The organism is Bradyrhizobium sp. MOS003, from assembly GCF_003020125.1.
Classification (GTDB): domain Bacteria; phylum Pseudomonadota; class Alphaproteobacteria; order Rhizobiales; family Xanthobacteraceae; genus Bradyrhizobium.
On record NZ_PYFW01000001.1, the window covers coordinates 577,307 to 592,825 of the forward strand.

9 protein-coding genes and 1 pseudogene are annotated in these 15,519 nt (G+C 64.2%); 5 read left to right on the top strand and 5 right to left on the bottom strand.

All coding sequences use genetic code 11. The features are described 5' to 3' along the window. Nucleotides 1-7 precede the first annotated feature (7 nt). The 4 genes from fmdA (at nucleotide 8) to C7G42_RS02790 (ending at nucleotide 6,176) form a co-directional block, all read left to right on the top strand. Complete coding sequence (gene fmdA / locus C7G42_RS02775; RefSeq protein WP_106947548.1) at nucleotides 8-1,237, top strand: formamidase; 1,230 nt, start codon at nucleotides 8-10, stop codon at nucleotides 1,235-1,237. A 90-nt stretch (nucleotides 1,238-1,327) separates the two neighbouring features. Further along, nucleotides 1,328-1,705: an FmdB family zinc ribbon protein gene (locus C7G42_RS02780; RefSeq protein WP_106947549.1), complete on the top strand. Its 378-nt coding sequence runs from the start codon at nucleotides 1,328-1,330 to the stop codon at nucleotides 1,703-1,705. Between the two features lie 44 nt (nucleotides 1,706-1,749). Continuing rightward, complete coding sequence (locus C7G42_RS02785) at nucleotides 1,750-2,790, top strand: aliphatic amidase (protein WP_106947550.1); 1,041 nt, start codon at nucleotides 1,750-1,752, stop codon at nucleotides 2,788-2,790. A gap of 335 nt (nucleotides 2,791-3,125) precedes the next feature. Beyond that, nucleotides 3,126-6,176 (top strand): autotransporter outer membrane beta-barrel domain-containing protein, encoded by a 3,051-nt coding sequence (locus tag C7G42_RS02790; RefSeq protein ID WP_106947551.1) that lies wholly within the window; start codon nucleotides 3,126-3,128, stop codon nucleotides 6,174-6,176. Nucleotides 6,177-6,207: 31 nt separating this feature from the next. On the opposite strand, the gene C7G42_RS02795 is transcribed toward C7G42_RS02790, so the two are convergent. Then, the gene (locus tag C7G42_RS02795) at nucleotides 6,208-7,038 is read right to left on the bottom strand and encodes an MlaD family protein (RefSeq protein ID WP_106947552.1); all 831 of its coding nucleotides are present in this window, start codon (nucleotides 7,036-7,038) and stop codon (nucleotides 6,208-6,210) included. Nucleotides 7,039-7,235: 197 nt separating this feature from the next. Continuing rightward, nucleotides 7,236-9,455, bottom strand: coding sequence for an acetate--CoA ligase family protein (locus C7G42_RS02800; protein ID WP_106947553.1), 2,220 nt, complete (start codon nucleotides 9,453-9,455; stop codon nucleotides 7,236-7,238). Between the two features lie 199 nt (nucleotides 9,456-9,654). Between C7G42_RS02800 and C7G42_RS02805 the strand changes: the two genes are divergently transcribed. After that, the gene (locus C7G42_RS02805; RefSeq protein WP_245427498.1) at nucleotides 9,655-11,301 is read left to right on the top strand and encodes a glycosyltransferase family 2 protein; all 1,647 of its coding nucleotides are present in this window, start codon (nucleotides 9,655-9,657) and stop codon (nucleotides 11,299-11,301) included. Between the two features lie 11 nt (nucleotides 11,302-11,312). Here the strand turns inward: C7G42_RS02805 and C7G42_RS02810 are convergent. The 3 genes and pseudogenes from C7G42_RS02810 to C7G42_RS02820 form a co-directional block, all read right to left on the bottom strand. Then, a pseudogene (locus C7G42_RS02810) lies at nucleotides 11,313-12,305 on the bottom strand (glycosyltransferase family 2 protein). Between the two features lie 162 nt (nucleotides 12,306-12,467). Next, entirely contained in the window at nucleotides 12,468-13,037 is a 570-nt protein-coding gene (locus tag C7G42_RS02815) for a class GN sortase (protein WP_106947555.1), read from the bottom strand. A 109-nt stretch (nucleotides 13,038-13,146) separates the two neighbouring features. Then, on the bottom strand, nucleotides 13,147-15,408 hold the full coding sequence (locus C7G42_RS02820) for a marine proteobacterial sortase target protein (protein ID WP_106947556.1): 2,262 nt from the start codon (nucleotides 15,406-15,408) through the stop codon (nucleotides 13,147-13,149). Between the last annotated feature and the right edge of the window lie 111 nt (nucleotides 15,409-15,519).

Sequence of the window (15,519 nt, forward strand, 5' to 3'; positions counted from 1 at the left end):
CTTCTCGATGCCAGAGACACTGATCAAGGTCGATCTCACCAAGTCGGCCTACGAAAATGACATGGTGCACAACCGCTGGCACCCCGATATCCCGATCGTGGCTTGGGTCAACCCCGGCGACGATTTCATCATCGAGACCTATGACTGGACCGGCGGCTTCATCAAGAACAATGATTCCGCCGACGACGTGCGCGACATCGACCTCTCGATCGTGCACTTCCTCTCCGGTCCGATCGGCGTCAAGGGCGCCGAGCCCGGCGATCTTCTCGTCGTTGATCTGCTCGACGTCGGCCCGATGAAGGAGAGCCTCTGGGGCTTCAACGGCTTCTTCTCCAAGCAGAACGGCGGCGGCTTCCTGACTGATCACTTCCCGCTGGCGCAGAAGTCGATCTGGGACATCAAGGGCCTCTACACCTCGTCGCGCCACATCCCCGGCGTCAACTTCGCCGGCCTGATCCATCCCGGCCTGATCGGCTGTCTGCCCGATCCGAAGATGCTGGAGACCTGGAACAAGCGCGAGGCCGAACTGATCTCGACCAACCCGACCCGCGTGCCGGGCCTGGCCAACCCGCCCTTCGCGGCGACCGCCCATGGTGGCCGCGCCAAGGGCGACGTCAAGGACAAGATCGGCTCCGAAGGTGCGCGCACCGTGCCGCCGCGCGAGCATGGCGGCAATTGCGACATCAAGGATCTCTCACGCGGCTCCAAGATCTACTTCCCGGTCTACGTGCCCGGCGCCGGTCTTTCGATGGGCGATCTGCACTTCAGCCAGGGCGACGGCGAGATCACCTTCTGCGGTGCGATCGAAATGGCCGGCTGGCTGCATCTCAAGGTCGAGGTGATCAAGGACGGCATGGCGAAGTACGGCGTCAAGAATCCGATCTTCAAGCCGTCGCCTATCACGCCGAACTACAAGGACTATCTGATCTTCGAAGGCATCTCGGTCGACGAAGCCGGCAAGCAGCACTATCTCGACGTCACCATCGCCTATCGCCAGGCCTGCTTGAACGCGATCGAATATCTGAAGAAGTTCGGCTACTCCGGCGCCCAGGCCTATTCGATCCTCGGCACCGCACCGGTTCAGGGCCACATCTCCGGCGTGGTCGACGTGCCCAACGCCTGCGCCACGCTGTGGCTGCCGACGGAAATCTTCGACTTCGACGTCATGCCGTCGGCGGCAGGTCCCATCAAGCACATCAAGGGCGATATCCAGATGCCGATTTCGCCGGACAAATGATCCCTGCGCGACGGATGCGGGGCGGGGAGTAATTGCCGCCCGCATCCGTCGCGAGGAGTGTTGAACAGGCGACAGCGTGGGGATGATGCGATGCCGGTCTACGAATATCTCTGTGACGATTGCGGTCCGTTCAAGGATCTGCGCCCGATGGCGGAATGCGACGATCCGCAGAGCTGCCCGCACTGCGAGACGATGGCGCCTCGGGTGATCCTGACCGCACCGAATTTCTTCTGCATGCCGTCGGAGACGCGCAAGGCGCACGCCGTCAACGAGCGCAGCTCGCATGCGCCGCAGACACTTGCGCAATACAAGGCCTCGCACGGCCCGGGTTGCGGCTGCTGCTCGTCGGGCAAGACGGTGAAGGACAGGGGCTCGCCGGACAAGAAGAAGCCGGCGCGGCTGGTGACGAAAACCAAGAGCGGCGCCAAGGGATTTCCAACGGCGCGTCCCTGGATGATCAGCCACTAACGCAGGCGATGACCTCAAACGAATGAACGACAGGAGCGGTCAACATGCTTCACGGTGACATTTCCAGCAGCAACGACACGGTCGGCGTCGCCGTCGTCAATTACAAGATGCCGCGCCTGCACACCAAGGCCGAGGTGCTCGACAACGCCCGCAAGATCGCCGACATGGTGGTGGGCATGAAGGTCGGCCTGCCCGGCATGGACCTCGTGATCTTCCCCGAATACTCGACGCAAGGGATCATGTACGATTCCAAGGAGATGTACGAGACGGCATGCGCAGTGCCCGGTGAGGAGACCGCGATCTTCGCGGAAGCCTGCCGCAAGGCAAAGGTGTGGGGCGTGTTCTCGCTGACCGGCGAGCGCCACGAGGAGCATCCGAACAAGGCGCCCTACAACACCCTGATCCTGATGAACGACAAGGGCGAGATCGTCCAGAAATACCGCAAGATCATGCCATGGGTGCCGATCGAGGGCTGGTATCCCGGCAATTGCACCTATGTCTCCGAAGGCCCGAAGGGCATGAAGGTCAGCCTGATCATCTGCGACGACGGCAATTTTCCGGAGATCTGGCGCGACTGCGCCATGAAGGGCGCCGAGCTGATCGTGCGTTGCCAGGGCTACATGTATCCGGCCAAGGAGCAGCAGGTCCTGATCTCGAAGGCGATGGCGTGGGCCAACAACGTCTATGTCGCGGTCGCCAATGCCGCCGGCTTCGACGGCGTCTATTCCTATTTCGGCCATTCCGCGATCATCGGCTTCGACGGCCGCACACTCGGCGAGTGCGGCGAGGAGGATTACGGCATCCAATACGCGCAGCTGTCGAAACATATGATCCGCGATGCGCGCCGCAACGGCCAGTCGCAAAACCATCTCTACAAGCTGGTCCACCGCGGCTATACCGGCATGATCAATTCCGGCGAAAGCCCGCGCGGCGTCGCGGCCTGTCCCTACGATTTCTACAAGAACTGGATCGCCGATCCCGAGGGCACGCGGGACATGGTCGAAGCGATGACCCGCTCGACCCCCGGCACGGACGAATGTCCGATCGACGGCATCCCGAACGGATCGTCTCCGAGCAACTATTAGGTCATGGCGGGCTGCGGGATGGGCGGCAGGCGTGAGCGGCCCCCATCATGTGAATGGCCGTACATAGGTCCGGACAGTCTGACGCCCCTCCTCATGCGCGGATTGGGAGTTGGACGTGGCGCGGTTGCAACATCATGAGTCCAATCTGCTCAAGTTACGGCAGCATAGCCGGATTCTGACCCGACCGTAGTTCTACTGGCCTGCATCATGGCCTAGGTTCCCCGGCGGCGCCGCAGGGAGCGCCATGGGCAAGGGGTTGGGCCGTGGGGGTTGGGTCGCCATCGAGCGGGCGGAATAGGCTGCGTCCTGGCGCGGCCGCGTCGGCTGTCGTGGCGATGCTTGCCCTTTGCCTGTTTGCGACATCGGCTCAGGCGGACTGTCAGCCCGACGCAGCGGTAAGCGGACAGACGGTCACCTGTAGCGGCAACGATGCCAACGGCTTCGCTGCCGGCGGCGGCGTCACCAATCTGACCGTGAACGTGCTGACAGGCGCGACCGTCAACGACAACGGCACCGCTGCGATCAACGTCAACGACACCAACGTCGTCATCAACAACGGGACGGTGACGGCAGGCTCGGGCCTCACCGGCATCAACGGCGGCAATTTCAACACCGTCACCACCAACAACAGCATCACGGTGATCGATAACGGCCTCGGCATTTCGATGCTGAACAACAACACCATCGCCAACAACGGCACGATCACCACGGGTGATGGCGGCTCCGCGGTTTCCGTTCAGGACAACAACGTCATCACCAACGCCGGCGCCCTGTCGGTCGGCGCCAACGGCTCGGGCATCTTCGCCGGCCTCGGCAACACCATCACGAATTCGGCCGGCGGTACCATCACAGGCCTCAACGGCGCGATCGGCATTTATGTTTTCGGCAACACGACCGTCACCAATGCCGGCGCGGTCACGGTCGGCGCCTCGGCGGGATTATCCGGCGGAATTCTTGCGATCAACGACGGCAACACGGTCACCAACACGGCGACCGGCACGATCTCCGTCGGTCAAAGCGCCGTGGGTATCTTTGCGCAAGGCAATACCGAGACCGTCAACAACGCCGGTGTCATCAATGCTGCGCAGTTTGGCATGGGCATCGCTGTGATCGGCAGCAACGCGAATGTGACCAACACCGGATCGATCACGACCATCGGCTCCTCCGCCGGCATGCAGGTACAAGGCAACAACGCAACCATCACCCAGAGTGGAACGGTCACTGTCGGTATTGGGGCTCTGGGCGTCGGTTTGTCGGGCTCGTCCGGCACGATCACCAACAATGGCACGATTATCGGCGGGGATTCCGCGCAGGGCGTTGCCCTCCTGGGCGACGACAACGCCGTTACCAATCGCGGCACCATCACCGTCGGAGACGCGGGCACCGGAATTTCGGTAACGTCACTGTCGACCAGCAATGCGGTGGTCAATACCGGTGTCATCAATGTCGGCGCCAATGGTGTCGGCATCAGCACCACCAATGGTGGCACTGTCTTCAACTCCGGCACGATCAATGCCGCGACCGGTTTTGCGGCGATCGATCTTTGTGGCTGCGGCGGCAACACGCTGACACTTGGTCCGGGGAGTGTGATCAACGGCCAGGTGCTCGCCTCCGGCACCGACACGTTCCAGCTTGGCGGCACCGGCAAGGACACGTTCAACCTCGGTCTGATCGGCGTCGGTCTCCAGTATGATGGCTTCTCCACCTTCAACAAGATCGACAGCTCGACCTGGACCGTGACCGGCACCGGCAACCAGGACTGGAACGTGTTGGGCGGCGCGCTCATTCTCGCCGGCACCATCAACGGCAATGTGGGCGTCGCCACCGGCGGCACTTTTGGTGGCGTCGGCAACGTCAACACCATCAACGTCAATGGCGGCACGGTGGCGCCGGGTCTTCCGACCGGCACGCTCAACGTGAACGTCGATCTCACCTTCACCAGCGCATCGACCTATCTGGTTCAGATCTCCGGTGCGAGCAACGGCATCGCGGTCGTGACCGGGACCTCCACGCTCAATGGCGCAACCGTCGCGGTCGTTCCGATCGGCACCATCGCAAAGCACTACACGATCCTGACCGCGAACAGTTTGCCCGACACGTTCAATCCGGTTGTCGCGGGTCTGTCGCCGAACCTGCATGCGAAGCTGAGCTACGATCCCAACAACGTCTTCCTCGATCTCGCATTGGGTTATGGCGGCGGCCTCAATATCAATCAGCAGAACGTCGCCAACGCCCTGACGCGCATCTTCAACACCACCGGCAGCCTGCCCGTCGCACTCGCGAGTCTCACCCCGCAGGGCTTGACGCAGGCCTCGGGCGAGCCTGCAACGGGATCGCAGCAGACGACGTTCAATGCGATGAACCTGTTCATGAGCCTGTTGACAGACGTCGTCGGTGCGGGGCGCGGCGGTGCATCGGGTACGACGCCCTATGCCGACGAGACGAACGTGAATGCCTATGCCGCGACCGGCAAAGGCGCGCATGACAAGAGCGCGCGCGACGCCTTCGCCGCGATTGACCGCAAGGCGCCGGCGACGACGTTCGAGCAGCGCTGGGATGTGTGGGCGGCCGGCTATGGCGGCTCGCAGACCACCGACGGCAATTCCGGCCTCGGCTCGAACAACACGAGCAGCAGCGTCTACGGCACGGCCGTGGGCCTCGATTACCGCTTCTCGCCGTCGACGATTGCGGGCTTTGCGCTTGCCGGCGGTGGCACCGGCTTCAACGTCAACGGGCTCGGTTGGGGGCGCTCCGACCTGTTCCAGGCCGGCGCCTTCGTGCGTCATTCGGCGGGACCTGCCTACATCACGGCGGCGCTGGCCTATGGTTGGCAGGACGTCACGACCAACCGCATCGTGACGGCTGCCGGTTACGACCAGTTGCGGGCGAAGTTCGACGCCAACGCCTTCTCGGGCCGCATCGAGGGCGGCTATCGCTATGCCATGCAATGGGCCGGCGTCACGCCCTATGCCGCGCTCCAGGCCACCTTGTTCAGCCTTCCGAGCTATGCAGAGTCAGCCGTGGTCGGCAGCAACGTCTTCGCGCTCAACTATGCCGCCAAGGACGTGACCAGCACCCGCACCGAACTCGGCCTGCGCGCGGACCGGTCGTTTGCCGCGGCCGGCGGCCTCGTGACCCTGCGCGGCCGGCTCGCCTGGGCGCATGATTACAACCCGGACCGCACCGTCGGCGCGGTGTTCCAGACGCTGCCGGGATCGGCCTTCGTCGTGAACGGTGCCGCGCAGGCGCGCGATTCCGCTCTGACCTCGGCATCGGCTCAGATGAACTGGATGAACGGCTGGTCCGCGTCGGCGACCTTCGAGGGGGAGTTCTCGAACCTTACCCGCTCCTACGCCGGCAAGGGCCTCGTGCGTTACGCCTGGTGAGGCGTGGTCGCTGGATCAGGCGGCAACGGCGTCACTGCTTCTTCTGTGGCGGCTTGCGCGGTGGGCGCGGTGCGGCGGCAGGCGTGGGCGTCCCGCTCATCTTGTTGGCGGCCTCGCTGACGTCGAGCAGCGAGCGACGGATGTCCTCGAGGTAGCCGGCCGATTTCTTCCTCATGGTGTCGGCAAGCTCGTGCAGCCCCTTTATCTTTTCGAACAGCTCGTCGGCCTTGCCGTCGACGAAGCCGGGCACCGCGCCTTCGATCTTCGTGACCGCCTTGTCGAAGCCCGCGAAGGCGCTGTCGACCTTGGCCATGACGGAGTCGATTTCGCCGCCCTTGCTCCGGAGGTCGGCGGTGTAGTCCTCGAACGTGCGCAGGCCTTCCTTGATCGCGGGGGAGTTGCTGACGATCGTGCGGTCGACGCTGTGCAGGGTGTCGACGATGGACTCGGCGTCGCTGAGGTCGGCGGTCAGCACGGGGACGCCGTCCGCGTCCAGCGGCACCGGCGGCGCGGAGGGCGCGCCCCCGATCAGCGAGATCGCGGCAACGCCGGTGAGGCCCTGGAACTCGATGCCCGCCACGGTGTCCTTGCGGATCGGCGCGGTGTTGTCGAGCATCACCAGCGCCACGATCCTGCGCGGACTGTCCAGCTTGATCGACAGGATCTGGCCCGCGGGCACGCCGTCGAAATTGACCGGTCCGCCGCGCCGCAGCCCGGAGGCCGAGCCGCCCTCGAACACCACGCGCAACTGGCTGCGGCTTTGGATGGTGCGCCATTTCTGGACGCCGAGCACGCCGCCGAACGCCACGGCGATCACCGCCAGCGTCGCCGTTCCAATCACCAGATGACTCGCGCGTGCCATGCGGGAGGTTTTACGGCCAAAGCAGGGAAGTTGGAAGGAGCCCGGATGGGGCTTGGACCGCAATATTAGGACGGGCGGGTTAACGACTTGTCCGACTTCGCTCGAAAAGCGAAGGCGGCAGCGTAACCCGCCACTTCTTTCCTCCACTCAATCGGCGGATGACGCTGCGTCGATCCGCCCCGCGGCCCCTCGCGACATCAGTGCCCTGACGCGCGCCTTGCCGCGGCATTGTTCAACACGATCAGGGCGTCGACGGCGACGCCCGTCCTGGTATTGATCAGGAACGGATTGATGTCGATCGATGCGATCCGGTCGCCGGCATCCGCGATCAGATTGGACAGGCCGACCAGCGCCTTCACCGCGGAGGCTTCGTGCAGGGCCGGCTTGCCGCGATAGCCGCGTAGCTTGATGCCGGCCTTGGTGCGGCCGATCAGGAGCCGCGCCTCGGCCTCGTCCAGCGGCGCACCGGCGAGCGCGACGTCTTTCATCAGCTCGATGTCGATGCCGCCGGTGCCGAACAGCACGACCGGCCCCATCTCGGCATCGAGCGAGGCACCGACCACGAGTTCCAGCTCCGCCCTGACCTGCTGTGCGATCAGGATGCCGTCGAGCTTCGGCTTGCCTTTCAGCTTCGCGACCCGTGCGGTGATGTCGGCAAACGCCTTCTTCACCTCGGCGGTGCTGTGCAGGTTCAACACCACGCCGCCGATGTCGGACTTGTGCAGGATCTCGGCGCTGACCAATTTTGCCACGACCGGAAAGCCGATCCGCCTGGCGATCTTCACCGCCTCGGCCGCCGTCTGTGCGATCGCTTCCTTCGAGATCGGAATGCCGTAGGCCTTCAGCAGCTTCTTCGAAGCGACCTCGTCGAGCGCGGCACCGTTCGCTGACTTCAGCGCCTTTTCCAGCACGGCGCGCGCGGCAGGCTTCGAGCTCGAGCCGATATCGGGCACTTCCTTGCGCAGCTTGGCGTAGTCGAGCAGCGACTTGATTGCGGTCACCGCGCGGTCCATGCCCTGCATGACCGCGAGATGCGGCAGCGATTTGCGCAACGTCTTGGTGAACTCGGTGAAGCCGATCGACATCGCGCTGATATAGATCACGGGCTTACCGCCCTCGCGCGCCATCTCGTCGACGATGCGCAAATTGCGTTCGCGCAGCTCGTGCGGAGCCTTCGGCAGTTCGGCATCGACGATGACGATGTCGATATCGGGGTCGTCGATCATCAGCTTGATCGACTTCATATAGACCGAGGGATCGACCACCGCGGCAAAGCCGGCGTCGAGCGGGTTGCCGACAATCGAGCCCGGTCCGAGCATCTTCGCCAGTTCGAAGCCGACATGCGGGCTCAGCGGCGCAAAGTTCAGGCCCTCGGCATAGAAGGCATCCAGCAGCATGCCGCGCTTGCCGCCCGACAGCGTGACGGCGGCGAGTCGGTCGCCCTTGGGCACGGCGGAATGAACGAAGCACTCGGTGGTCTCGATCAGCTCGTCGAGGCCGCCGACCCGGATCACCCCTTCGCGCGTTGCTACGGCGTCGAACGTCTCGATCGAGCCCGCGAGCGCGCCGGTGTGGGCCATCGCCGCGGCGCGGCCGCCTTCGGAGGCGCCGAGCTTAAGCGCGATCACGGGCTTGCTCGCGGCGCGCGCCGCCTTGCAGGCGTCACGAAACGCCTTGGTGTTGCGCACGCCCTCGAGATAGACGACGATCACCTTGATACTCGGATCCTCGGCGAAATAGCGCATCAGGTCCGGCGTCTCGAGTCCGGCCTCATTGCCTGATGTCACCATGTAGCCGACACCGACGCCGCGATCCTCCAGCGCCTGGCGGATCGCCATGACGATGGCGCCGGACTGCCCGGCGATCGCCACCGCACCTTGCTCCATGGTGACGATGCGGTCGTCGATGTTGGTGAAGAGCTTTTCGCCGGCACTCAGATTGCCGAGGCAGTTCGGGCCGGTGACGGCAAGTCCGGTCTCGCGTATCGCCGCTTGCAACTCGGCCGCGAGCTTCTGGCTTTCCTCGTCCTGCAACTCGCTGAAGCCAGAGGTGACGATGGTGGCCGACCGTGCGCCGGCTGCCGCGGCGTCGCGGATCACCTGCACCGCAAAACGCGCCGGCACCAGCACCAGAACGTGGTCCGGCTTCTCCGGCAGGCTCGCGAAGTCCTTGTAGCAGGGCACGCCCCAGATGGCTTCCCGCTTGGCGTTGACCGGATAGAGGCCGCCCTCGTACCCGTACTTGATCAGATTATTCCAGATGCGTTCGGCATAATTGCCGGGCTTGTCGGTCGCGCCCACCAGCACGATGTTGTGCGGGTGCAGCATGGCGTGGATGCCCTTGACGATGTCTCCGGCGTCGGGCGCTGGAGACCATGGGCGCGGAGAAGCCGATGCGGCGGACACTTGAGCTTCCATGCGCTTCCTTCACTTCTTGTTCTTGTTGCAACGCGCCGTCGCGCGCCGGCTTCGGGGGCTGATCGTGGCCGCTCCATGCCGCGAGACGGAATGGGCAGGATGTGACGACAAGGCTAGCATCACGAGACTTTTGGCGAAAGTGCGAACGGTTCGGCAAGATGCTAGGAAACCGTGACCCTCATTCTCTCAAATGGTCATCATGCCGCTGCTGTCCATCGTGGTGCCGACCCTCGATCGTCCCGACACGCTTCGCCACGCGCTCGCGACCATGGCGTGCCAGCCTGCGCATGCAGATTGCGAGTTCATCGTTCAAAACAATGGTGGCAATCCCGAGATCGCGAAGATGGTCGCAGATCTCCAGGACCAGCGCTTCAGGCACTTTGCCAGCGAGACTGTCCTGACCATGACCGACAATTGGGAGTCTGCGCTCGGCCACGCCTCAGGCGAGTACATCGCCTTTCTCGGCGACGACGACGGGTTGATGCCATATGCATGTGCCACGGCATCGGGGATGCTCGCCGGCCGAAACATCGATCTCCTGAGCTGGAGCGCCTACACCTATCACTGGCCGGGCTACTACCATCCGGCCTTCCGCAACCGGCTGCTTGCCGAGATCGACCTGACCTCGTCGGCGCAGCGAGTGTCGTCGCGGGGCGAACTGGCGCGCGTCTTCGGGTTCCAGGCGCATTATTCGCATCTGCCGATGATCTACAATTCGTTCGTCCGCCGTAGCGTCATCGATCGAATGCGTGCGATCGGTGGCCGCTATTTCATCGGCCTGTCGCCAGACGTGGCATCCGGCATCGCCAATGCTGCGCTCACCGACAGTTTCGTCCGACTGTCGCGGCCTCTGAGCATGGCCGGATTCTCGCAGCATAGCACCGGTCACGCGCTGTTCTTCGAGACCACTGACCTGCTCGAGACGCCGCGCGGGTCGCGCGATTTCGGGCCCATCGACGACGAGCCCCAACTCCCCGATCTCAACGCTCTCCAGCTCTTCGTTGCGAAGGACATGCTTGTCCTCAAACGCCTGTTGCTGGCGAATGACGATGATGTGCGGCTCGACTTCAAGGCGCTGGCACAGGCGCTCGCGACCGACATCAACCATCGGCCGCCGCTGTATCATCGAACCGTGCAGACCATCGGCGAACTCGCTCGCACGCATGGGTTCGACGTCGCCGACATCATCATTCCTGCCTGCCTTGCGGATCGGCCGCCGCCCGGGAAGGGTGTTTCCGTCATCGGGCAGAACCGCGTGCTTTACGAGCTGGATGGTTCGGCGCTCGGGCTCAATTCGATCGCGGATGCAGTGCGTGTGATCGCGCAGTTCGTTCCGGATCAAGGACCGCTCGATCCGACGGCGCTGGACGCTCCCGTGTCCGCGCCGGTTCTCGGCGCAAAGGAACTCGAATTCGTACATGGCGGAACTGGCGTCGCGGCGCTGGTCGAGGGGTGGAGCGAGCCGGAGCAATGGGGTACCTGGTCCATCGCCAGGAAATGCGTGCTCCGCTTCGAAGTCCACCCGATTCCGTCACGACCGGTCGAACTCGTGCTGGCGTGCCGGGCCTTCGTGTCCGACAGCAATCCGCAATTGCGAGCGGCGTGCCGTGTCGGCAACGGAGCGCCGCAGCAATTGGCATTTTCGAGAGGGGCGTTCGCGGGTTTGCGCAGGTTGCTGCTCGACCCGGCCGCGATTGCCGCCGACGGGACTTTGACGATCAGCCTCTCGCTATCCGATCCGCGCTCGCCCGCGGATCTCGGACTGAGCTCCGACGCGCGCCCCCTCGGCATCGGTCTCGAACGGATCTGGCTCGATCACGATGTCAGCGCGACACGAGGCCGGTGATCGCCGCCTGCTCAGTACCGGAGCAGGCTCAGCTTGTGGGCGTAGTGAAAGACGACTTGTCTCGCGAGATAGGGGGCGATGGCGCGGCGGATCTGCATTTGCGTCGGGTTGAAGCCGAGCGCGCGGCGACGCAAGATGCCCATCTCCCGGACGCCAATCGCGTAGGTCGATGCCGTCTTCTGAGCATCATGGATTCGAAAGCAGGCGAGGAATCGCGGCAAGCGCACGAATTTGAAACCCGCTTCTTGCGCCCGCAGGATGAAGTCCCAGTCCATCGCGTAGTGGAAGCTCTCGTCGATTGGACCGATCCTGTCCCACACGCGCTTGCGCCAGAACATCGTCTCCTGAGGAATATAATCGGCATATTGCAGCGCGCGTCCGTCATGGGGCGGCAGCACGGCGCGGCCGACCTCGAGCCCTTCGCGATCGATGAAGACGCGGTGGCCATAGACGATGTCGACATGCGGATGCGACGTGAAGTAGTCGGCGACGTAGGCCAGCGTCCCCGGCAGCAGCATGTCGTCGCTGTTGAGATAGGCCATGATGTCGCTGTCGATGCCGGCGAAGCCCAGATTGATGGCGTGTGACTGCCCATGGTCAGGCTCGCTCGTCCAGCTGATGCTCTCGCCGCAGTTCTTCAGGAGATCGGCCGTGCCGTCGATCGAGGCGCCGTCCTGCACGTGGTAATACAGGTTCGGATAGTTCTGGCTCACGATGCTGTCGATCGTGACGCCGAGATATTGCGACTGGTTGTAGCTCGGCGTGACCATCGCGATCCGCGGTGCGTTCTCTTAGATCGAGGGTACCGGCGGGAAAGCCGTCAGGTTGAGCAGGCGCGGTGGGTATTGCTCGAAGGTCCACATCGGCGGACGGCGCCAGAGGCTCCGGAGCGAAGATCGCCGTTGCCCGGCCGCAACGAGATACTGATTCCTTTCCAGGAGCGCGACGCGATTTTCGAGCTGCTCCAACCGCTGTTCGAGGCGCTGCCTGAACTCGTCGTCCATTTAACGGTCTTTCACAAAATCACAACGTATAAATCAATGGGCCATTCTTACAGGTCTCCGGCCGGCAGCGCCAGTTCAAGCGCCCGTTGACGCGATGCTCCCAGCAGGTCCGGCGTGATTTGGGAATGCTCGATCGATCCGTAACAGGCGGATTGCGAACGGCTATTCACGCGTCTCGATCGAGGTGGCATGCAGGACGTAACGCTCCGGACCGGGCGTGACGGCGTCGAATGGCCAGCACGTCGCGAGCACGAGCTCCACGCCCTGCGCCGCGGGATCGATGCCCGAGGCGTCGTCACGGACGACGGCCGAATAGTCCGCCCGGTAGCGGAAATGTTTGCCGTCGCGGCGTGTGATCTCAATGACGTCTCCGACGGATACACTCTGCAAGAAGCGGAAATGTGTGTCACGGTGCGCCGCATATACGGCAACCCCGCGCTCGCCTGCGTCAACCGTTTGGGGGATATGGCCGGGCCCGAAGGCGAGCGCCTGTCCGCTCGTGCCTTCCAGAACGATGGCGCTGGCGCCGATCCGCTTCACCTCGATCCGCGCAACCGGCCAGGTGTCGACCCATGACCACGGCTTGATCACTTCGCCCGTCGCGACGCTTCTGTCGAAGGCGCGCTCCAGCAGCATCTGCGCCAGCCACGCCTTGGCATGGATGCAGGCGCCGTCGCCAAACAGGATGAGGCCCATCAAGGCGAGAGTCAGGGGCAATAAGAGGCGGGGCATGGCATGGACTTCGGCTCGCTCGCCGCGGGTACGAAAAAGGCGCGCGCGGCCGTTGGTATGGGACGGGCAGCCGCGCGCGCTAACAGAGGAGCTCGGGGAGGCTCCTCTCTCAAGCGGCGTCGGTGAGCAAGAGCCGACGCCGGTTGAACACGAAAAGCGTTGAGGCGAGCACGAGCAGGATCAGGCCTGCGATCATCTTCAACTCGGCTGAGGTTGCCGTCTTGGGCAGACGGATCGCATCAGGCGCTGCGGGTGCCGGACGCCGCGCCGCCGGTGAGCTGCCCGCATCAGCATGGCGTTCACGCGACTGCGCCGGGATCTGCGGCCGTTCGCCGAACACTTTCTCGAAGTCCCAGCCGGCGGGCAGGTTGATCGGCAATTCGCTGAGCTTGAGCGGCGCGCCTTCGGGCCGGCTCGGCGCCTTGTCGACGGCGACAAGGCTGGTCAGGCGCGTGACGATCTGATGGTCGAGCGCCAGCGCCAGGATCGCCTTGTCGGCCTCCTCGGGCGCGAGCTCCCGCATCGCGCGCGCCACTTCGGCGTCACCGATCTTGCGCTTGGCCCAGAGTTTCGACAGGCCGTTGCCTTCGGCGGCATTTTGCAGCGGCAGCGTCACCGACCATGGACGATCACCGACGCGCCCTTTAATTTCGAGCGAGCCTGCGAGCTTGTCGAGCCTTGCCGCCAGCACCAGCGGCTCGTCGCGATAGACGTCGGGGATGATCGCCGGGGTGACGTCGGCCTTGGCTTCGGAGAATTTCGCGGTGAGGCCGGTCACGGCCGGATTTTCGAGCTTGGCGAACAAGCCGCGCATGCGCTCCTCCACCTGCTCGACGGATCCGATATGGGTGAAGGCGCCCCGGCCGAGCTCGGCGGCGCGAGTCATCAGATAGGTGTTGGGCGCCGACCCGATGCCGACCATGAAGACACGCGAGCGGCCGCGCATCGCCGCGATGGCTTCGAACAATTGCTGCTCGTTGCCGATTGCGCCGTCGGTCAGGAAGACGACCTGGCGAACCATGCCGGTGTCGCCGAGCTTGTCGGCCAGCGCGGCGCGCATGGCCGGCACCATCTCGGTGCCGCCGCGTGCCTGCAACGCGCTCACGAACGAGGTCGCCTCGCCGACATGGGCAGCGTCTGCCGGGACTGAGGTGGGAAACAGCAGGTCCATGGTATCGTCGAAACGGATGACGTTGAAGCGGTCGGTCGGCTGAAGTCGAGACAGAGCGTAAGCGAGGCTCGCCTTGGCCTGGACGATCGACGTGCCGCCCATCGAGCCCGAATTGTCGATCACGAACACGACCTCACGCGGCAGCGGCTTTTGGGCCGTCTGCTCGGCGCTGGGCGGAGTAACGAAGGCGAGCAGATAGTCGGCATCGCCGATATGTTCGCGGAACAGGCCGACCGACGGCGCCTTCTCGGCGGCGGGCTTCCAGGTCAGCTCGAAGTCGCGGTCCGCCGGCACGGCGCCATCGGCGAGCGTGACGACACGCGCCATGTTGTCCGGGCTCTCGATCTTGACGTTATGGTGGTGACTCCTGACCTCGCCGAGCGCGAAGCCGGCCTTCAGGCGCACCGTGATGCTGGTCGGATTGACCGGTGCATTCCTGGCGGGATCCAGCACAGGCGGCGAGATGCGGTCACGGTCCGGCACGGGATCCGAGGTCGCCGCGCCCCAGCCCGATCCGTCCTTGCGGAAGTCGACGCTCTGGACGATCGGCGCCGGATTGTAGCGCGGTGCGACCACCAGCGGCAGGCGCAGTGAATATTCGTTGCCGGATTGATGCACTGGCTCCTGATATTCGATCTGCACCAGCACGGTCTCGCCGGGGCCGATATTGGCGACCGAATTGGTGAAGATGTTCGGCCGTTCCTGCTCGGTGAGTGCCGCCTTCTGGCCGGCGCGGCGTGCCTCTTCGTAGATCACGCGGGCCTGCTGCCGTTCCTTGATATCACCGACGATGGCGCGACCGCCGACCACCATCTTCAGCGTGTCGACGGCGCCGCCGGTTGCGAGCGGATAGACATAGGTTGCCTCGACCCAATCCTTGGTCGGGTTACGGAAGATCTGGGTGACGCGCGCGCGCAGCGTCGGGCCGGAGACCGTGACGTCGATGTCAGTGCCGAGGCGGATCGCCTCTGTAGTAGCGCCATCCTCCTTCAGAAGCAGGGAGCCGGACTTGGCGTCGCCGGGCTGAAGCAGGCTCGCCTGCTCGATCGTTGCCGACCAACTGGTGCCGAAACTGACGAGCAGGGCCACGAAGGCCATCAGCATCACCGCGACGCCTTGCGCCAGAAGAAACAACCCGAGCTTGATCAGCGCCTTCAACATGGGGTGCTCTTCGTTGTCGGCCGTGTCGTAGGTGTCCATTGGTCTGCTCCCGGAGGGACGTTTGCTGGCTTTGAGCATTCGCCGGGAGGGCCCGATTTCGCGAGCAGAATGATCGGTCATGTTCCGCCGCGGCCGGCCCGGGCCGGCCGC